Source organism: Mesorhizobium sp. M1295 (assembly GCF_040318135.1).
GTDB lineage: Bacteria > Pseudomonadota > Alphaproteobacteria > Rhizobiales > Rhizobiaceae > Mesorhizobium.
In genome coordinates, this window is record NZ_JAMYLU010000004.1 from 242,524 (window position 1) to 261,206 (window position 18,683).

At 62.2% G+C, this 18,683-nt stretch carries 17 protein-coding genes and 2 pseudogenes; 12 read left to right on the plus strand and 7 right to left on the minus strand.

Annotation, left to right across the window (positions count from 1 at the left end):
* Positions 1–53 precede the first annotated feature (53 nt).
* The 5 genes from NKH29_RS08545 to NKH29_RS08565 all read left to right on the plus strand — a co-directional run bounded on the left by NKH29_RS08545 (position 54) and on the right by NKH29_RS08565 (position 6,976).
* A complete protein-coding gene (locus NKH29_RS08545; RefSeq protein WP_031193359.1) occupies positions 54–3,080 on the plus strand; it encodes an ATP-binding protein in 3,027 nt (1,008 codons plus the stop codon).
* Complete coding sequence (locus tag NKH29_RS08550; protein WP_352483723.1) at positions 3,077–4,309, plus strand: YcaO-like family protein; 1,233 nt, start codon at positions 3,077–3,079, stop codon at positions 4,307–4,309. The genes NKH29_RS08545 and NKH29_RS08550 overlap by 4 nt, the downstream gene beginning before the upstream one ends.
* A 2-nt stretch (positions 4,310–4,311) precedes the next feature.
* Positions 4,312–5,100 (plus strand): TfuA-like protein, encoded by a 789-nt coding sequence (locus NKH29_RS08555; RefSeq protein WP_023716890.1) that lies wholly within the window; start codon positions 4,312–4,314, stop codon positions 5,098–5,100.
* 53 nt (positions 5,101–5,153) lie between these two features.
* On the plus strand, positions 5,154–6,350 hold the full coding sequence (locus tag NKH29_RS08560) for a gluzincin family metallopeptidase (protein WP_023716889.1): 1,197 nt from the start codon (positions 5,154–5,156) through the stop codon (positions 6,348–6,350).
* 110 nt (positions 6,351–6,460) lie between these two features.
* Complete coding sequence (locus NKH29_RS08565; RefSeq protein ID WP_051409559.1) at positions 6,461–6,976, plus strand: hypothetical protein; 516 nt, start codon at positions 6,461–6,463, stop codon at positions 6,974–6,976.
* Here NKH29_RS08565 and NKH29_RS08570 read toward each other — a convergent pair.
* Positions 6,973–7,302 (minus strand): hypothetical protein, encoded by a 330-nt coding sequence (locus NKH29_RS08570; RefSeq protein WP_023716887.1) that lies wholly within the window; start codon positions 7,300–7,302, stop codon positions 6,973–6,975. The two genes, NKH29_RS08565 and NKH29_RS08570, sit on opposite strands and share 4 nt — an antisense overlap.
* Positions 7,303–7,436: 134 nt before the next feature.
* Here NKH29_RS08570 and NKH29_RS08575 point away from each other — a divergent pair.
* Positions 7,437–7,613, plus strand: a pseudogene (locus NKH29_RS08575) (hypothetical protein); the annotation flags it as partial.
* Positions 7,614–7,903: 290 nt separating this feature from the next.
* On the opposite strand, the gene NKH29_RS08580 reads toward NKH29_RS08575, so the two are convergent.
* Both NKH29_RS08580 and NKH29_RS08585 read right to left on the minus strand, forming a co-directional pair.
* A complete protein-coding gene (locus NKH29_RS08580; protein WP_023716886.1) occupies positions 7,904–8,830 on the minus strand; it encodes a DnaJ C-terminal domain-containing protein in 927 nt (308 codons plus the stop codon).
* 100 nt (positions 8,831–8,930) lie between these two features.
* Positions 8,931–9,392 carry an RT0821/Lpp0805 family surface protein gene (locus tag NKH29_RS08585; protein ID WP_023716885.1) on the minus strand — a complete coding sequence of 154 codons (462 nt, stop codon included), beginning with the start codon at positions 9,390–9,392 and terminating at the stop codon, positions 8,931–8,933.
* Between the two features lie 39 nt (positions 9,393–9,431).
* On the opposite strand from NKH29_RS08585, the gene pdxH reads away from it, so the two are divergent.
* From pdxH to NKH29_RS08605, 4 genes and pseudogenes are all read left to right on the plus strand, one after another.
* On the plus strand, positions 9,432–10,049 hold the full coding sequence (pdxH, locus tag NKH29_RS08590; protein ID WP_023716884.1) for a pyridoxamine 5'-phosphate oxidase: 618 nt from the start codon (positions 9,432–9,434) through the stop codon (positions 10,047–10,049).
* Positions 10,050–10,076: 27 nt separating this feature from the next.
* Positions 10,077–10,250: pseudogene (locus tag NKH29_RS08595) on the plus strand (CopG family ribbon-helix-helix protein); the annotation flags it as partial.
* A 49-nt stretch (positions 10,251–10,299) separates the two neighbouring features.
* Positions 10,300–10,644 carry a type II toxin-antitoxin system RelE/ParE family toxin gene (locus tag NKH29_RS08600; RefSeq protein ID WP_245278506.1) on the plus strand — a complete coding sequence of 115 codons (345 nt, stop codon included), beginning with the start codon at positions 10,300–10,302 and terminating at the stop codon, positions 10,642–10,644.
* A 71-nt stretch (positions 10,645–10,715) separates the two neighbouring features.
* The gene (locus NKH29_RS08605; protein ID WP_023716881.1) at positions 10,716–11,015 is read left to right on the plus strand and encodes a hypothetical protein; all 300 of its coding nucleotides are present in this window, start codon (positions 10,716–10,718) and stop codon (positions 11,013–11,015) included.
* 72 nt (positions 11,016–11,087) lie between these two features.
* On the opposite strand, the gene NKH29_RS08610 is transcribed toward NKH29_RS08605, so the two are convergent.
* Positions 11,088–11,840 (minus strand): crotonase/enoyl-CoA hydratase family protein, encoded by a 753-nt coding sequence (locus NKH29_RS08610; RefSeq protein ID WP_023716880.1) that lies wholly within the window; start codon positions 11,838–11,840, stop codon positions 11,088–11,090.
* Positions 11,841–11,876: 36 nt separating this feature from the next.
* On the minus strand, positions 11,877–13,640 hold the full coding sequence (locus NKH29_RS08615) for an acyl-CoA dehydrogenase family protein (RefSeq protein WP_023716879.1): 1,764 nt from the start codon (positions 13,638–13,640) through the stop codon (positions 11,877–11,879).
* A gap of 554 nt (positions 13,641–14,194) precedes the next feature.
* Between NKH29_RS08615 and NKH29_RS08625 the strand changes: the two genes are divergently transcribed.
* Entirely contained in the window at positions 14,195–15,355 is a 1,161-nt protein-coding gene (locus tag NKH29_RS08625) for a glycoside hydrolase family 25 protein (protein ID WP_502906681.1), read from the plus strand.
* A gap of 21 nt (positions 15,356–15,376) precedes the next feature.
* Here the strand turns inward: NKH29_RS08625 and purD are convergent, their stop codons facing one another.
* Positions 15,377–16,654, minus strand: coding sequence for a phosphoribosylamine--glycine ligase (gene purD / locus NKH29_RS08630; RefSeq protein WP_352999385.1), 1,278 nt, complete (start codon positions 16,652–16,654; stop codon positions 15,377–15,379).
* Positions 16,655–16,810: 156 nt separating this feature from the next.
* Here purD and ubiA point away from each other — a divergent pair, with 156 nt between their 5' ends.
* Complete coding sequence (ubiA, locus tag NKH29_RS08635; protein ID WP_352588985.1) at positions 16,811–17,794, plus strand: 4-hydroxybenzoate octaprenyltransferase; 984 nt, start codon at positions 16,811–16,813, stop codon at positions 17,792–17,794.
* A gap of 172 nt (positions 17,795–17,966) precedes the next feature.
* On the opposite strand, the gene NKH29_RS08640 is transcribed toward ubiA, so the two are convergent.
* Positions 17,967–18,533: a DUF6101 family protein gene (locus tag NKH29_RS08640; RefSeq protein ID WP_023674094.1), complete on the minus strand. Its 567-nt coding sequence runs from the start codon at positions 18,531–18,533 to the stop codon at positions 17,967–17,969.
* Positions 18,534–18,683: the final 150 nt, after the last annotated feature.

Sequence of the window (18,683 nt, forward strand, 5' to 3'; positions counted from 1 at the left end):
CGATAACATCCGAGAAAGCCGCGTGGCTCTCTCAGCGTGTTGCAGGACGTCCGATGACCACCAGGGAACGAGTTCAGACCGGGTCGCTTGCAGGGGAGCGCAGGCATGTGACCGCGCTGTACTATGACATTGTTGGTTCGACCACTCTGCTAAATCAGCTGGACCCCGAAGAATTCGGCGCTATGCAACGTTCGCTCCACAATGGAGCGGCTGCATTGATCAGCGACTACAATGGCTACCTCGAGCGGGTTCATGGCGACGGCGGCTGCGCCTATTTCGGCTTTCCCGAGTCCAGGGAAGATGCCGCCGAATGTGCGGTCGCGTCGGCAATCGAAATTGTCGAGTGGTGCGAGAAACTGGCGAGACAGTCCGAATCCAGCCTCAAGGTAAGGGTCGGCATCACCACAGGTGTGGTCGTCATCGCTGACGCTTCGAAAACGAACCTTCCGGGCGCCACCGAGATTATTGGCGTCGCGCCGGCACTGGCTGCGCGCATCCAGTCCGAAGCAGCGCCGAACAGTGTTGCTGTCGCAGAAGCCACCTATCGGCTTACCATGGGCGCGTTCGAATTCGAGGAGATCGGTCCAAGGCACCTGAAAGGATTTGGCGAACCGGTACTTTTGTGGCGGCCATTAACTCGCCGGCAGCAGTTCGACCGCTTCACAGCGTATCGGCGCGTTTCCGCGCCGCTAATCGGTCGCGAAGACGAGCTTGAATTGTGTGGCCGGCGTTGGGTTAGAGCCGCAAACGGCAATGGCCAGTTCATTCTTCTCCATGGCGACCCCGGGATCGGAAAATCCCGGCTGATCGCCGAGTTCCGCCGTGATCTTGCCGCTAAGGGTGTGCGGACCCTGGTGTTTCAATGTCAGCCGCGCGGCAATTCGGAACCGCTGCACCCGTTTCTAGAACCTCTCAGAAAGGCAATCGCAGACGCGACCGGCAACGCCGACCCGGATCGAGATGCGGTCACGCGCTACCTGCGGTCACATGGCTCGGAACTTGGCGCGTTGAATGCCGAGATCATCACATTCCTTGTCGCGGGCGAGACGGAGGGGGGCGCTGGCCAAGCCTGGCAGGTCGATCTCTCGAACGAGGAGATCAGGGCGCGTGTTGTCGAGGCCATGCTGTCACTTCTGACGTCGCCGTCCGTTCTTGGACCGCTCCTCCTGATAATCGAGGACGTTCACTGGGCAGACACGCTCACCAAAGCACTTGTCGCCAAGCTGAGCCGGTGGATCGAAACACGGCCGATTCTTGCCGCAGTAACGTCGCGCGAGGCTATCGCGCCGGACGGTTTCGGCGATCCAAACGTGCTTGCCGTCGCCTTGTCTGGCCTGACTGCTCAAGCTACCGCGGAGCTGCTCAGCACGATCTGGGAGGATTATTCGCCACCAGATGAACTGGTCGCCTTTATCTACGAGAAGAGCGATGGCGTGCCCCTGTTTGCCGAACAGCTGGCGCTTTGGATCCGTGAACGAGCGAAGGCTGGCTTGCCAGATCGGGCCGGATTGGAGGCGTTGCTTCGTGCGGATAGCATTCTGGATCTCCGGGATCTTCTCGCAGCCCGCCTCGCCAGCTTGGGGCCATTGAGACGTGTCGCCCAAATCGCAAGCGTCCTAGGGCGACAGTTCCGACGGAAACTGCTGGCTTGTGTGCTTGAACTTGGGCCTCTTGCCATACCTCTGGACGAAGCAATCGAAGGTCTTGTCCAAGCCGGGATTGTCCGTCGGAAGTCTGGCGGTATGGAAATTCGCTTCCGCCACGTGCTGATCCAGGAAGCGGCCTACGAAAGCCTCCTGAAATCCGAGCGGCAGGAAATCCACACAAGCGTTGTAAATCTCATTCAATCAGGTGTTGTTCCGCCGCTCTCCGACGAGACGATGGCATGGCATTTCGGGCAGGCCGGACAGCCTGTGCAGGCGGCGCGCCACGCTATTCAGGCGGCAGAGGCTTGCGATGTTCGGTCAGCAATGCAGGAGGCAGAAAACCTGCTGGATTTCGCTGAGAAACAACTCGCTCAGGCCGGCAGGAATGCCGAGTCGAATGAGCAGCTGCTTCGCCTCCTCACAGTTCGCGGGCCGGTCGTTGCAGCGCTTTTCGGTAGAGGCAGCAAGCAAGCGCGTGCGATCTATGAGCGCGGCGTATCGCTGTGCGCCACGGTTAAGGATCGGGATCGTGCAGAATGGTTCCCGCTTTACTGGGGTTGGTGGTTCACTGCGCCCGACTACCAGACACAGCGCGCAAGATCCGACATCCTCGTGCAGGACCTTGAAGGCTCTGCAGATCCTGAGGTCCGGCTTCAGTCGCTGCATTGCGCATGGGCGACCAACATTGATGCCGGGCTGCATTCGCACTGCCTAAAATGCGTCGAGCAGGGTCTCGTTCTTTACGACGAGGATCGCGCATGTTTCAACCGCGGCCGTTACGGAGGTCATGACGCCAAGGTCTGCGGCCTGGGCGAACGTGCGTTCTCCCTGTGGTTCGTAGGCGACGACAATGGGGCTTCCGAAAGTATAATCGCTGCCAAACGATGGGCCGAGCACATCAATCATCCGAACAGCATGTTGCATGCACTGGAGTTCGAGATCGAGCTGAAACGATATCGAAACGACCATCCCGGTGTGATTGCGGTCTCCGAAAGGATCGGAGAACTCGGGCGGGCAACGCCGGGTGTACTCGCCAAGGCGGCGCTGTTCCGTGCCTGGGCGCAGGGTATGAGCGGGGACGCGGCAGCTGGCGTAGTGGCATTCGAAACCGAGCTGACACGCTGGCGCGAGATCGCGACCTACGAGGGTGCCCCCGTTTTTGAGGGCATGCGTTCGGAGTTGTTAGAACGCGCTGGACGCAACGACGAGGCCTTGTCGATACTGGATAGCATCATCGCGGCTTCGACCAGCAGTGGGCAAGTGTTCTGGCTTGCTGAGTTGCTACGGCAGCGCGGTGTGCTCCGTCATACCCTTGGCGAATCGCAGGAGGCGGTGATGGCCGACCTTCGTCGAGCGCTCGAAGTCAGCACCGAACAGCGGGCCGCACCCCTGGCGTCACGCGTGCGGCTGGACCTCGATCGGCTCCGGCTGTGAAGTCCGACACCGGCTTTGCGCAGGCGCTTGCCATTCCTGCGAATGAGATCGGTCTTAGGCTCGACCGCGAACTCTCCGCCCTTGGCGATGCCCAGTGCACAGACTCCGCAGCCACCGAGAAGCTCGCCCGCGGGCTTTTCTCCGTCCGGAGACGTTTTGGCATAACGCGGATCGGATCGTTGACCCGCCTTGATCGCGCCGGCGTGGCGGTTGCTCAAGCCGTGCGGCCATTGTCGCTCTCCAACGCTGTCTCCCAGGGCAAGGGTGAAACCCTCATAGAGGCAGCGGCCGGGGCACTGATGGAAGCGCTCGAAGGATGGGCAGCGGAGCAGGTCTCGCATGAGCGCATCAGGATCGCAAGCGCGCGCGTTCTGGGAGAAGAGATTCGGGCCCTCTATGCCGGCTGCCGAGTCCATGACTTCGACGCCGGCTGGGATCAACTGCAACTCCGGTGGACCGACGGTTATGATATTTTCACCGGCCGGGTGCTGCCAGTTCCTCTCCCCCTGGTCGATACCATCTACACGCTTCCGTCCCCGCATCCCGTGGCGTTTCCCCGATCCACGCGCGGACTCGCCGCCGGGCAAACGCTAGTTTCCGCGATCACCCATGCAGCGCTAGAAATCATCGAGCGCGCGAGCATCGCAGGCGCCAAGCGGTATCCACGTTCCTTTCCGGAAATTCGTATCGACCCCGCCCGTATTGGCGGTCCGTGTTCGTCGCGAATTCTGGCAAGCCTCGCAGCCGCGGATCTCGTTGCCGGAATATGGCTCGTCCCAGGCGATCATGATTTGCCGGTCTTTCGCTGCGCCGTAATGGAATCGGAAGCGCATCAGGAGATTGCGCCGCTGCCGGGCGAGGGGTTTGCGTGCGACTTTACCCATGATGGCGCCTTGGCGAAGGCACTGATGGAGGCGGCACAGGCCCGGGTAACCGCGCTCGCCGGTGCCCGTGAAGATATTACACGTGCCGCTTATCCCGAGTGGTACGACCGAGTGGACCTGGACACGCGTCGACGCTCGTTCCGGGTGCCAGGGAACGCCACCACGCTTCCCGCCGATAGCGTCGGACCGACCTCAGGCGCCAGCAAGCTCGACGCCGTTCTCAAATCGCTAAGGCGCGCCGGAGCGCAGGCGGCCCTTGTCGTGCCGCTCCATAGCAGCACGGATCCCGATATCGAGATTGTCCGTCTCGTCGCCCCTCCGCTCAAAGACCTCATCGGAGGATAGGGATGGCGGACAAGCCGGTCATTTTCCTCGGACCGACACTGCCGCGTGCCCAAGCGGCAGCCATCCTCGACGCCGTTTATCTACCGCCCGCCGAACAGGGTTCGATCGTCCGCGCAATGAGAGCCTATCAACCGAAAGCGATAATCCTCATCGACGGTTCGTTCGGGAAGGTACCGGCAGTTCGTCACAAGGAAATCCTGTGGGCGTTGGGAAACGGAATTCCGGTGTTCGGGGCGGCAAGCATGGGCGCGCTCCGCGCCGCTGAACTGGCGGCGTTCGGCATGCAGGGCCATGGCTTCATCTACCGATGGTACGCGTTGACGCCGCTCGCCGACGACGATGAAGTCGCGGTAGCGATGTGTCCTACTGAACTCGGCGCGGCGGCCCTGAGCGAAGCGCTTATCAACATACGCCTTACGCTAAAGCGGGCATTGCGAGCAGGCATCATCAACGCCGTGGAAAGGCGATCTCTGGAAGTGCTGGCGCGGGACACGCACTTCGTCGATCGCAGCTATCCGAGGCTGCTCGCGGAGGCGCGATCTTCTCTGCCCAGCAAATCCGCAACGGCCCTGGATCGGCTTGCTGACTGGCTCCCCCGATCGGCGATCGACCGCAAACGCGAAGACGCAACCGGCTTGCTGGCGAAACTTGCATGCTGCCCTGAACTTCTGGCGCATGCGCCGATGACCCCGCCTTTCACCCTGACCGAAGCTTGGGCCTATGACCTCGGCGCGGCCGGGCTGTGGGACGACGACATTGGGTCTGTTCTTGCGGAACGGGATGGATTTTGATCTAACAGGAATACTTCAGACTGTCCTTTCAGGAGAGGGGTGGGACTGCCTGCATGGGCGCCAGTGCAAGATGGCAGTCGGGTATTGGATCCGCGGCTTCGCGCCTTGGAACACGCTTTCTTGTTTTTCCCCAACCTCCTTTCATTCAGGGTTACGAACGGCCCGAGATGATTTGGGTCTCCACGCCGCCTGACGCGATCGGCCCCGGGCCAGCCGACCGACGGATGTATGTGATCGACCCGTTGCTTGAAAAGCAGCCATACCAGTTTCCTTACCTGCCTCCTTACGCCGGTGCCCTCAGGCCGCCTGCGGTAGCCGGCCCAGACGGGCACTTCGACAACATTCCGCTGGGCACACCGGAGTTCGAGGCGGCGCATGCCTACGCTTGCGTGCGGCGGGTGCTCGACATCTGCGAGAGCTATGTGGGGCGCGAGATTCCCTGGTTCTTCGAACCGACCTATCCGCGTCTCGAGATTGTGCCGCGGCTGAACTGGGACAACGCCCAGTCGGGTTACGGCTTTCTGGAGATGGGGATCGATGAGGCCCGCGGAACCACGCAGCCCTTCGCGCTCAACTTCGATGCTGTTGCACACGAGATCGGGCATCTGGTGATTTTCGGCGTCATGGGAGTTCCCCGTTTCGATCCGCCGCATGAATACTTCGCCTACCACGAGGCAGTGGCCGATTTCATCGCGCTGATCTCGCTCCTGCACTTCGATACTGCGCTGGATTTGCTTTTGCGGCGCACGCGCGGCAACCTCCTGATCAACAACGAACTGGACCGCTTCGGCGAGCTCTCCGACGAAAAGCAGGTCCGACGGTTCAGCCACTCGCTGCGGATGAGCGACGTCAGCACGGAAGTGCATGACCTTTCCAAGCCCTTCGCGGGCGCACTCTTCGACATCCTTATCGAGATCTACCAGGTGCTGCTGTTCGAACGCGGGCTGTCCGATCTGGATCCGCGTGACTTTCGTGATCTCAGGAGTGAGCTTTCCGAAGAAGAGGTCGAAGACCTGCTTTCGGTTTCACTCGCCGCCAATGACGGCCGCCTCTTCGCATTGAAATCGGCATTGGAAGAAGCCCGCGACCTAGTGGGCGAGATCCTGGTGCGGTCGTGGGAAGAGCTTGATCCGCATGCACTGGACTATCGCGAAGCAGCCGAGGCGATGGTTGTTGCCTGCGAAAGCGGGCGTGCGCGCCGCTTCGCTGACAGCCTTGTCGACAACTTCGCCTGGCGCGAGATTTTTTGAAGGAGAAAGGGATGCCAAAGTCACCAACGCCGACAGGCAACCCACTTAAACCGTCTGGCCCGGGCGGTGGGCCAGGTCGATCGCCAAACAATACTGGAGGGAGAAGCATTATGTCGTCCGATATTCCTGCGCCACCCAGCGCGCAAAACTATTCGCCGGATCAGATTACGCTCTATGGCGTCAGGTTGAATTTCGATAATGTGGGCAAAGTTAGTCACAGAACAGCGACTTTGCCGTTGAATGAAAACTTACTTCGCATGTCCATTGTCAAGAAACGCGATGACCTCGAGCCTATAATTCCAACCAAGGAGGTGATTGCTGTCGTCTATGGATATGCCTTTGAAGGTCAATGCTACCGCAATGACAAACCAAAACTACTCATTTTTCATCCAACGTCACGAGAAACCGCCGCGACAGGATGCGGATTTGATGACCTGGGATACGTCATGTGGGGAGTTACAAAGAAAACCCCGATCATGGAACTTGCCACAAGTACTGACTTCGCCGAAGAAATCATCTTGAATGCAAACCTTCCCGGCAACCGCAGCCCAAACACTTACGGGAACAGCTTCATGCTGGCACATCGCGGCGGCCGGCTAAGCCGCGGAGGGGGGAGCCAAAGTTAGTTCTTGGTATCTTCCTTGGCGGCTTCTTGCTTCGACTTCGAGGGTGGCGGTGGCGGGAAAGCTTTGTCATCAATATTGTATGTGCTGTCAGCCTCGACCTCCATATTCTCTTCGTGTACAAGCCAATCTTTCTCGTTCTTGCTCACATAGACATCGACACTGCCGACGTTATTGCCTTGGGTCGTAACGGCCACCTCACGTTTGGCATCACGGACTTTCAGGAAAAACTCCGTCGGCGGCGGCTCGGGAAATGGTAGTTTGTCTGTTATTCTCAAAAATTTGTCACTAACCGTCACGGTGAAATATATCGATTCCACGCCTGCCATTGATCCCTCCTGCAGAAGGCCGTGCTCAAATTCGGTGCGAAGCAGTACAGTGCAACCAGTTCGGCTCGTTGTAAAGGCAGTGACTACGGCCTTACCTTTCGGGCACAGAACCCACACGGACAAACCCGACCCCGGTGATCGCCATCGCAGGTCGCCTCTCCACGATTGCCAGGATGGAGCGGATAGTTGTGCTCGATCAGGGACGCATCGTGGAAGAAGGCGGGCCGGACGAACTGGTGGGACAGGATGGCCTGTTTGCCCGTCTGTGGAAACACCAAACCGGTGGCTTTATTCCTTACGAGATAAGCTAACCTACCCCTGTTGCAGGAGCCGACAAAGCTCCAGAGATTTGCGACGGAAATTGGGATTCCCGTTCTGCAGTCGCGAGCGCTCCGATCTACGCTCACGGCGCTTCGTGGCTTGAACGTCGCTCTCATCTATGAAGCTCCATAAGCTGCCCTTCCGCTCGCGGCTCCAAACGCGACGTCTGAGCAGTAGTTCGGCGACAACGCTCCTGGCCCAATCAAGACGTTCGGTGTATAGCAGAAGCGTCCGCAAGTCCGCTTTTCCACACGGCATCAAGCGCCGGCCTTTTCGATCGTCAGCCCTTTCGCCGGCGCATCAGCGCCTCGAGCTCGGCGTCGCCGCCTTCCGGCAGCATCAGCCGCACGTGCGCGTAGAGGTCGCCGTGACCGCCGGCCTTTTCCGGCAGGCCCCTGCCCTTCAGCCGCAGAACCTTGTCCGAGCTCGACCAAGGGGGGACGTTGACCGCAATCCTGCCGGTCGGGGTTTCGACCGCCACCTTGGCGCCGTGCACCGCATCGGCCAGTTCCACCGGCAGGTCGACATGCAGGTCGCGCCCCTCGACGCGGTAGCGCGGGTGCCGGCGGAAACGGATTTTAACCAGCGCATCGCCCGGCTGGCCCGGTCCTTGCTCACCCTGGCCTTTCAGGCGGATGGTCTGGCCGTCCTCGACATAGGCCGGCAACTTGACCGCCATCTTGCGGCCGTCGGGGAACATCGCCGTCACTTTCTCGGCGGTTGCGGCCTCCTCGATGGTGACGTCCAGCGTCACGTTGAGGTCGGCTGCGGTCGGCATCCGGCGGCCGGCGCCCATGCCGGCACCGCGCTGCTGGCTGAAAGCATCGCCGAAGATCTGGCTGAAGATGTCGCTGTTGCCGTCGAACGGGTCACCGCCGGGACGGCCCGTGCGGAATTCGAAATGCGCGCCGCCCGGCCCTTGCTGCCGGCGGAAACCGGCGAAAGGATCGGCGCCGCCGGCCGCACTCTCGAAACCCTGGAACCGCGGTTTGCCTTCGGCGTCGATCTCACCGCGATCGAAAGCCGCGCGGTTCTTCTCGTCGCCGACGATCTCGTAAGCCTGGTTGGCGGCGGCAAAACGCTCCTTTGCCTTGGGATCCGGATTCTGGTCCGGATGATACTTCTTGGCGAGCTTCCGGTACGCCGATTTTATGTCCTTGGCCGATGCGTTCTTGGCAACGCCCAGCACCTCATAGGGGTCGCGCATGCTTACTGCCCTGGAGAAGGAGTGGTTCCATGATCGCCTCCTATATGCGCTTGCATAGGAAGAAATTCCAGTGGCTTACCACTATATCGCCGGCGGAAAATCAGAGCGCCTTGAAGTCCTGCATTCGCCAGGCGCTGCCGCCGGCCAGGCATACTTCGCCTTTGAACAGCGCGACGCCGTCGAAGCTCTCGCGCGACGCGGTGAAGCGACGGCATGTCTCACCGTTAGCCCTGAATTCCGCGAGCTCGGTGATGGAGCCGCGCGAGCCGGTGTCGGCATTCGCCCAGGGAACGGCCTGCCCAGCCAGTTGCTCGACGTCGGCGGAGGACACGGCGTTGCGGATCGTGGCCTGATCGGAGGCGCGGTCCTGATCGAGCGGCGTGACTGAGGCCGGCGTGCTCGAGGTCAGCACCGAGCGGTCGACCTCCGCCTGCTCCAGGCTGAAGCCGCCGCCGCCACAGGCGGTAAGCGGCAGGACGATTATCACGATCATGGCTTTGGCGCTGGCCGAAGCGATAACGCTCCATTGCCCACTGTCAAAAGCTTGCGCGATACGCGACAATCGGCAATCTCCCCAGCCGGCGACAAATTTGGGAAAACTATGAGCGAAACCGGGTTAACAAGCGGTGACTTTACCGAGGCGGCGGAGCCGTTCCGGCTCTTTGCGGCGTGGCTCGACGACGCGACGAAGAGCGAGATCAACGACCCCAACAGCGTGGCGCTGGCGACCGTTGATGCCGAAGGCATGCCGAATGTGCGTATGGTGCTGCTCAAGGGGTTCGATGAGGGCGGATTTGTCTTCTACACGAATTTCGAGAGCGCCAAGGGCCGTGAGATCCTTGGCAGCATGAAAGCGGCGATGTGCTTCCACTGGAAATCGCTGCGCCGGCAGGTGCGAGCGCGCGGCCCGGTGGAGATCGTCACCGACGCCGAAGCCGACGCCTATTACGCGACGCGTCCGCGCGGCAGCCGCATCGGCGCCTGGGCCTCCAAACAGTCGCGGCCGCTGGAGAGCCGCTTCGCGCTGGAAAAGGCGGTCGCCGAATACACGGCGCGCCATGCGATCGGCGAGATCCCGCGGCCAAAACACTGGTCAGGCTTTCGCATCGTGCCGCAGAGCATCGAGTTCTGGCACGACCGTCCGTTCCGGCTGCACGACCGTGTCGTCTTTTCGCGCAACGCCGAGGGCGGCTGGGACAAGGTGAGGCTTTATCCGTAGGGGACGATGCCGCGCTGTTTCAATCGCAGGAGTGACTCCTATGTGGCTGCGCAGGCCATCGAGGATTTTGTAGCCCGTGAGGAATGGCAACTCGCCGAAATAGAGGCAAGATTGGCTGAAGCCTCGCGCGGCGATTTTGCCAGTGCCGGCGAGGTAGCGGCTGTTGTCGGGAAATACGTCAAGTCGACCCGCCAGGCATAAGCCACAGTCAATCCGCTAAACCGAGCGGGCGCTGCGGCGGCTTGATGAAATCGGCGCGCATGGCGAGAAAGACAATCCCGAGGCCGCCGCGAGAGTCATTGCGCGCATCGTAACGGCGGCGGGACATCTCGCCGAACAACCGCGATGGGGCGTGTCGGGCGCATCAACGGGACACGGGAACTCGTCTTGGTCGAAGCCGTATATCATCCCTCATCGCGTCGACGGCGAGACTGTCGAAATCCTCACCGTCATGCACGCCGCCCAGCGGTGGCTTAGGCCTTGTAAGTCGCTCGGCACCCAGGTCAGGCCATACCGCCTGCGCCGAACCACCCGGAACTCCCGGGCTCCAGAGACCTGGCGCTTCCGATCTCACTTCACGATCTCGTGTGCGTGAAACGTTCCAGCTTGCGGGGACGAACCAGGGAAGGGCTCAACGCGCCGCTGGCGCAAATTCAGGAGGACGCAATGCATTCACTCAGGTTGGTCACGATAGCCGGTCTTGCCGGCCTTTTCGCTTCGCAAGCCTTTGCGGAGGACGCGATGGGGACAATGACGGTGATGAAGGGTGGCGAGGTCATGGCGATCATGCCCGATGGGCATATGGGCACCATGATGCCCGACGCGAAGATGAGCGCCGAAATGATGAAAATGGCGAAACCGATCAAGCATTGCATGATGTTGATGACCGACGCCAAAGGCAAGACATTCATGATCGACACGTCTTCGGCAAAGGCCCAGGCCGAATGTAAAAAAATGGCGATGTGACAAAGAGAGCATGGCGAGAAAACCCGCCGGTTGCTGCCGGCGGGTCCACGATGCGAGACAAGGCCAGAAGGTCTAGGCCTTTTTCCTGGTCAAGAAGGCGGTCAAGGCGGCGCGGGCTTCATCGGATTTGAGCCGCTCGCGGAAATGCTGGCTTTCCTGGCCGATGCGCTCGACAAGGTCTTCGCGCGAGCCGCGCATCAGGTCTCGCGCGATCCTCAGCGCTTGCGGCGGCTTGGCCGCGATCTGGCCCGCCGCCGCCAATACCGATGCTTCGAGTGCGTCTTCCTCGACCACCTCGTAGATCAGCCCGGCGGCCTTCGCCCGCTCGGCCGAAAAGCCCTCGCCAAGGCCAAGCAGCGCGAAAGCGCCCTGCCGGCCGAGGATCTGCGGTGCGAGCAGGCTCGAACCGGCCTCCGGCACAAGGCCGAGATCGACGAAGGGCGTCCGGAATATTGTGCGCGGCGTGGCGAACGTCAGGTCGCAATGCAGGTTGAGCGTGGTGCCGATGCCGACCGCAATCCCGTCGACGCCGGAAACCATGGGCTTTTCCACTTTGGCCAACGCCATCAGGAAATCCCAGACTTCGGTACCGGCTTCGCCGCCCGAGGCGATGACCATGAAATCGGCAAGGTCGTTGCCGGACGAGAAGGCACCGGGCACGCCGAGAAAGACATGGACACGGATCGCCGGATCGGCGTCGCCGCCGGTAAGAGCCGCCGACATTGTCGCATACATGGCGCGGGTCAGGGCGTTCTTCTTGTCCGGACGGTTGATGCGGATGATCTGGATGGCGCCCTGGCGTTCGACGAGGATGTGGTCTGTCACGGATTGTCCTTTGTGAATTTCGGGCGTTTGCGAACGTCAGGCGGAAATCAGCGACTTGCCGGCAACGCCAAGGCTGTCGGCGCCGCCGATGACGCGCTCCTTCAGCGCGCCCACCTCGCCCAGCAGGTTCTCGGCGAAGAACCGGCAAAGCGCGATGCGGTTTTGGTCGGCAAGCGCACCGCGCGCCAGATAGGCGCTGCCAGCGGCAAGCGAGATCAGCCTGAGATAAGGCGTGGCGCCGGCCAGCGCCTCGTCGGAACGGCCTTCGGCCTGCAGGTCTTGCAGGAAACAGGTCACCTGTGTGAGGTCGTCGAGCGCCTGGTCGAGGCGATCGGCGGTGCTGCCGAAGCCTTCAAGGTTCGACGCTCGCACCGCATCGGCGACGGCCTTGAGCTCGGCGATGTAGCCATGCACATGCCGACCGCCGCCGAGCGGCAGTTTGCGCGTCACCAGATCGATTGCCTGGATGCCATTGGTGCCTTCGTAAATGGGCGCAATGCGTGCGTCGCGATAAAGCGCTGCAGCCCCCGTCTCCTCGATGAACCCCATGCCGCCATGCACCTGAAGCCCAAGCGAGGCGACTTCGACGCCGACATCGGTGGAAAACGCCTTGGCCAGCGGCGTCAAAAGATTGGCGCGTTCCTGCCAGTGCTTTGCATCCTCGCTCGCGGACGCGAGATCGATGGCGTAGGCGCAGGAATAGCAGATGGCGCGGGCAATCTGGGTCAGCGCCTTCATGGTCAAAAGACTGCGCTGGATGTCGGGGTGATGCACGATCGGCGCCATGCCGGTACCGCGATAGCTTGCCGCCTTGCCTTGCCGGCGCTCGTTGGCGTAGGCCAGCGCCTTCTGCGTCGCCGCCTCGGCGACCGCGACGCCCTGCATGCCGACGGCAAGGCGCGCATTGTTCATCATGGTGAACATGCAGGCGAGGCCTTTGTTCTCCTCGCCGACCAGCCAGCCAATCGCGCCGGGCGTGCTGCCCTCGAAGCCATCGCCATAGATCATGGTGCAGGTCGGCGAAGCGTGGATGCCCAATTTGTGCTCCAGCGCGGAGCAGAAGACGTCATTGCGCCCGCCCAGCGCGCCATCGTCGCCAACCAGGAATTTCGGCACCAGGAACAGCGAAAGGCCACGCGTGCCGGCCGGCGCGTCCGGCAGCCGCGCCAGCACCAGATGGATGATGTTGTCGGTGAAATCGTGCTCGCCATAGGTAATGAAGATCTTTTGCCCGAAGATGCGGTAGGTGCCGTCGCCGGCCGGCTCGGCACGGGTTCGCAAGGCATTCAGGTCCGAGCCGGCCTGCGGCTCGGTCAGATTCATAGTGCCCATCCATTCGCCAGAGACCAGCTTTTCCAGATATTTGGCCTTGAGCGCTTGCGAGCCGTGCTTGTCGAGTGCTTCGACCGCACCCATGGTCAGCGTCGGAGCGATGCCGAACGCCATTGAGGCGGAGTTCCACATTTCGAGCGCGGCGGCGCCGAGCATGGCCGGCAGCGCCTGGCCGCCATACGCTTCCGGCGCGGACAGCGCGTTCCAGCCGCCATCTATCCAGCGGCGATAAAGTTCCTTCCAGCCGGTTGGCGTGGTGACGGCAGCGCCGTTGAGCACCGCGCCTTGCCGGTCGCCGATCTCATAGAGCGGCGCCACCTCCTCACTGGCGAAACGGCCGGCCTCGGCCAGAATGGCGTCGACGAGGTCTTCGCCGAGTTCGCCAAAGGTGCCGGCATCGAGCGCCGCCTTCAAGCCGGCGACATGCTTCAGGGTGAAGGCGATTTCCTCGACCGGTGCCCGATACATGGCGCTCGCTTCTCCTCAGCCTGGCTCTCCTCAGTCCGGCAGGCCAAGTTAAGACCCGTGCCGGCGCAAAATCATCTGCTTTCGGAGTTCCCTGTCCATCTTCTTTTTACGTAAACGTCAAACTTTGTCACGTGGATTTTGCAATTGCCACGACGCAGGCTAAATTCGCCAAGATAGAGCAGAATACCGAAATAGGATTGCCTCGTGCTCGCAGACCTGACGCCCATCGCTGCATCGAATGCGCCTGCTTTGGCGGGCGGCCGGTTTTTGCTATCATGAAGGTAAGGTCGAGAACGGCGCAGCCTATTGGTCGGATCGCGGCACATTGTGCTCACCACCATGCTCGCTGACCCCTCATCGCAAACGCGAGGCCGAGGGAACGCTGTCGCAAGTGCCGGCGCCCAATCCGTTTCATATCCCCTCTCGCCAGTGACAACCATCAAGACCATCGACGGAGAAGCTGTCCGAGCCGTGGCATCCGCGGGCCGCGATCGAAAGCATTTCCTTAACCATGGCGGTTCAGGATTTGGCTTTGGCCAGCAAGGACCTGCTGTTTGAAAACGCCGGCGCACCCCCTTGTCCGCTCAGCGCTTCTCCTTGTCGCGGCCGCGATGACCCTGGCGCTGACGCCGGCAAGGGCCTCGGATTTCTCCGAACCGTGGAAGGATGCGGACCGGGCGCTGGTCGTCGACGCCTACGAATACAATTCCATTGACTGGACCCGGCTAGCTGCCGACAAGCGTCTTGTCGGCTTCATCAACAAGGCATCCGACGGAATGCCGCCACCCTATTTCTGTTTCGGCGACGAGACCGAGATGCGTCTGTGCAAGACGCTTTGGAAGCGCCATGCGATGGCACAGGAACTGTTCCAGACGCGCAAGGTGGTGGCCAAGGCGCTGGGCCTGAAATGGGGTGCCTATCATCTCGCCCGCCCCGGCAACCCCGTGGGACAGGCCAATAATTTCATCAATTTCGTGAAACCCGGGCCGGATGACCTGCTTGCCCTCGACATCGAGGACGATGATCCCACCCAATGGATGTCGCTCGAGGATGCCGAGGAATTCGTGCGCCATGTGCATCGTCGGGTTGGCCGCTTTCCGGTGCTCTACACCAACGGCACGACCGCCAGGCATATCGCCGACAATAAGTATAAATACCCGCTCCTGTCCCGGTTGCCGCTGTGGTATGCGCGCTACAAGCCCGACATCGACGTGCATTTCCCCATAGGCAATTGGCAGAGCTATGCGCTCTGGCAGTTTTCGGCGCGAGCAAATTGCGGCCGGTTCCGCTGTCCTTACAGGGTTGCGGGCACGCCCAATGATATCGATGTCAGCGTCGCACCGATGAACGCGACGGAATTGCGCGCGCGGTGGCCGTTCGGCGGCCTGATCGACGTGCAGCCGGATTACCTCGCCTCGATACCGGTGCCGCTCTCACGCGAGGCGGGGCTCGCCGGCACTGCCATGACCTATGCCACAGTGGCAGCACCCGCGAGCCTCGAGCAACTGGTCGTGGTATTCAGGACGCGCTTGGCCAGGTTCAGCAGCGGCTTTCAAATGCCTGCGGCGAAGGCGGCGCCGAGCCTTCCGCGCGGGATTGCCGAATATGTCGCCTGGACGCGAAACGAAGAGCGCTTGGCATCGGTGTCTGGAATTGCCCCCACCGCCGATGCGGTCAGCAGCGTCTCGACCAGATTCGACCGCGGCCTGCGTTGAGGTCGAGGGCCGCCTTAAGCGTCAGTTCGCCTGCTCGCGCGCCACCGCCAGCCAGCCAATGTCGCGGCGGCAAAAGCCTTGCGGCCAGTCGATCCGGTCGAGCGCGGCGTAAGCCTTCTTCTGCGCCTCGCCGACGGTGCGGCCGGTCGCCGTGATGTTGAGCACGCGACCGCCATTGGCGACGAGTGCGCCGCCGTTGATGGCGGTGCCGGCGTGAAAAATCTCGACGCCGTCGCCGGCCGCTGCCTCGACGCCGCGAATGACCGAGCCCTTTTCCGGCGTGCCGGGATAACCCCTGGCTGCCATCACCACGGTGAGCGCCGCCTCGTCGCGCCAGCGCACCGAGGTGTGCGCCAGCTGGCCGTCGGCGGCGGCGTTGAGTAGGACCAGGAGATCGTCCTTCAGCCGCATCATCAGCACCTGGCATTCCGGGTCGCCGAAACGGGTGTTGTATTCGATCAGCTTCGGCCCGCTGTCTGATATCATCAGCCCGGCGAACAGCACGCCGGAAAACGGCGCGCCTGTTTCAGCCATGCCGCGCATGGTCGGCTCGACGATCTCGCGCATGGTTCGGTCGATCATCTCCGGCGTCATCACCGGCGCCGGCGAATAGGCGCCCATGCCGCCGGTGTTGGGGCCGGTGTCGCCGTCACTGAGGCGCTTATGATCCTGCGCGGTGCCGAAGGGCAGCGCGGTGATGCCGTCGCAAAGGCAGAAGAAGCTTGCCTCTTCGCCGCTGAGAAACTCCTCGACCACCACTTCGGCGCCGGCCTGGCCGAAGGAGCCGTCGAAACAGGCGTCGAGCGCGGCCAGCGCCTCGTCAAGCGTCATGGCGACGGTGACGCCCTTGCCGGCAGCGAGGCCGTCGGCCTTGATGACGATCGGCGCACCCATTCTCTCGACATAGGCCTTGGCCGAAGCCAGATCGCCGAAGCGGCCATAGGCGGCGGTCGGGATGCCGTATTTGGCGCAGAGGTCCTTGGTGAACCCCTTCGAGCCTTCCAGCCGTGCCGCTGCCTTTGACGGGCCGAAGACGCGGATGCCCTCGGCGCGAAGGTCGTCGGCAATGCCGGCGACCAGCGGCCCTTCCGGGCCGACCACGACGAGGTCTATTTCTTTCTCGCGGCAAAACCGGACCACCGCTGCATGATCCGAAACATCGAGCCTCACCAGCTCGGCTTCGCCGCCGATGCCCGGATTGCCGGGCGCCGCGTAGAGTTTGGTCAGCAGCGGCGACGCCGCCATCTTCCAGGCCAACGCATGTTCTCGTCCGCCGGAGCCGATCAGCAAAACACGCATGCCTGGATTCCTTGCCCGTTCCGATCAGGACTGCGCTATTGCGCCCCGGGCGGCGGGTCAAGACATTTGGCTGTCCGCGGCGGCGATTCCGCGCCGCGAGCGGATCCGGCCTGCTTGACGCTTGACGGCATTCGCCTCTGCTGCCACTCCAGCAAAATGGAAACCGTCCAGTCGAAAGCGGCCCAGGGCCGCGTCGCCGATGCGCCGAGCGGCCACTGGGTCTATCGCGCGCTGCCGCGGGGGTTGTGGCCCTATGCGCAGCTTGCCCGATGGGACCGGCCGATCGGCTGGCAATTGCTGCTGTGGCCATGCTGGTGGTCGGCTGCACTTGCCGCGAGCGCCTATCCGCGTCCGACGGACCCGCTGCTCTCGCTGCTGCCGTCGCCGTGGTATCTGCTGCTGTTTTTTCTTGGCGCGTTCGCCATGCGTGGCGCCGGCTGCACCTACAACGACCTGGTCGACGAGGACATCGACAACCAGGTGGAACGCACACGCTCGCGGCCGCTGCCGGCCGGCAAGGTTACGCGCCGGCAGGCCTGGATGTTTGTTGTCTTGCAGGCACTGGTCGGCCTCGCCGTGCTTTTGCAGTTCAACAGCTTGGCCATCTTGCTCGGCATCGGCTCGCTGGTCATCGTCGCCATCTACCCGTTCATGAAGCGGTACACCAATTGGCCGCAACTGGTTCTCGGTCTTGCCTTTTCCTGGGGGGCGCTGATGGGATGGGCGGTCGAGTTCGGCGATCTCGATGGGCCGGCAATCATGCTCTATATCGGCTCGATCCTGTGGGTGATCGGCTATGACACGATCTATGCGCATCAGGACAAGGAGGACGACGCCATCGTCGGCGTGCGCTCGACGGCGCGCCTGTTCGGCGACAACACCAAGGCCTGGCTTGCCGGACTTTATGGCGGAGCGCTGGTCTGCTTCGCCATTGCTTTCGCCTCGGCGCAGGCACCGGTGCCGGCGCTCGCCGGGCTGATTGCCGCCGGCGCCCATCTGGCGCGGCAGATCGGCGTGCTCGACATCGACGATCCGGACCAGTGCCTGAGGCTGTTCAGATCGAACAACCAGGTCGGCTGGCTGATCTTCCTCGGCCTGATCGGCGGCGCGGTTTGGGTGGCGCTGAAGCCGCTGGTTTAGGAGCCTTTTCCCTTCTCCCCCTGTGGGAGAAGGTGGATTGGCGCGTAGCGCCAAGACGGTTGAGGGATGTTGGAAGAAATGAGGCGTTGGCGGTCCCTGGAACACCCCTCATCCGACCGAGCTCCGCTCGGCCACCTTCTCCCACAGGGGGAGAAGGAAGAGGCGCTCAGGCCTATTCCCGCGAAATAAGCTCCTCGCCGCCGATGACCAGCCTGAGGCCGAGGTCGCCGGCGCGGCGGCGGGCGAGGAAGCGCGGGCGGCGCATGGTCGAGACGCGACCTTTGCGACGGTCCTGCGCCGGGAGCGCCTTGATGGCGGCGCCGAGTGATTCTTCCAGCGTGCGAGCAATGCCGTCGGCCTCGATCAGAAGCATCGGCAGGCGGTAGGCGTCGGCCCAGGCGCGCCAGTCGGCGGCGACGTCGTCGAGATCGTCGGCGACCAGCAGCGGCACCGACAGCATCGGGTCGTTGTGCAGAAGCTCAAGCGTCACTGTGACATTGCCATCCGGATCCTCCATGGCGCGGGCGGCGACGCCGCGAAACGCGTTGGCGGGCAGAGCGATGATCGCCGGCACGCCACTCATCTCCAGCGTGCGGCGGATAACCGCGCCGCGCTGATCGATGGTGAAGGTAACGTCGCCATAGTCGTCGCGCGTGGCGTAGCTCACCACCTGCGGCAGGCGGAATGGGTCGAGGCGCATATTGCGCCCGGCCCAGACTGGCTTCAGTCCAGTGTTCATATCGTGCCTTTCCTGTTTCTCCTGAGAGCCGGTGTTTCCGGATCTCCGGGCCGGTTTTCCCAGCCTCGTTGTGGAGAAACATTAGCGCGAGCTTCTTATCCTCGCGCTTAAGAAAGTCGGTTAAATTTTGCTGATCCGAGGCGGATGGTT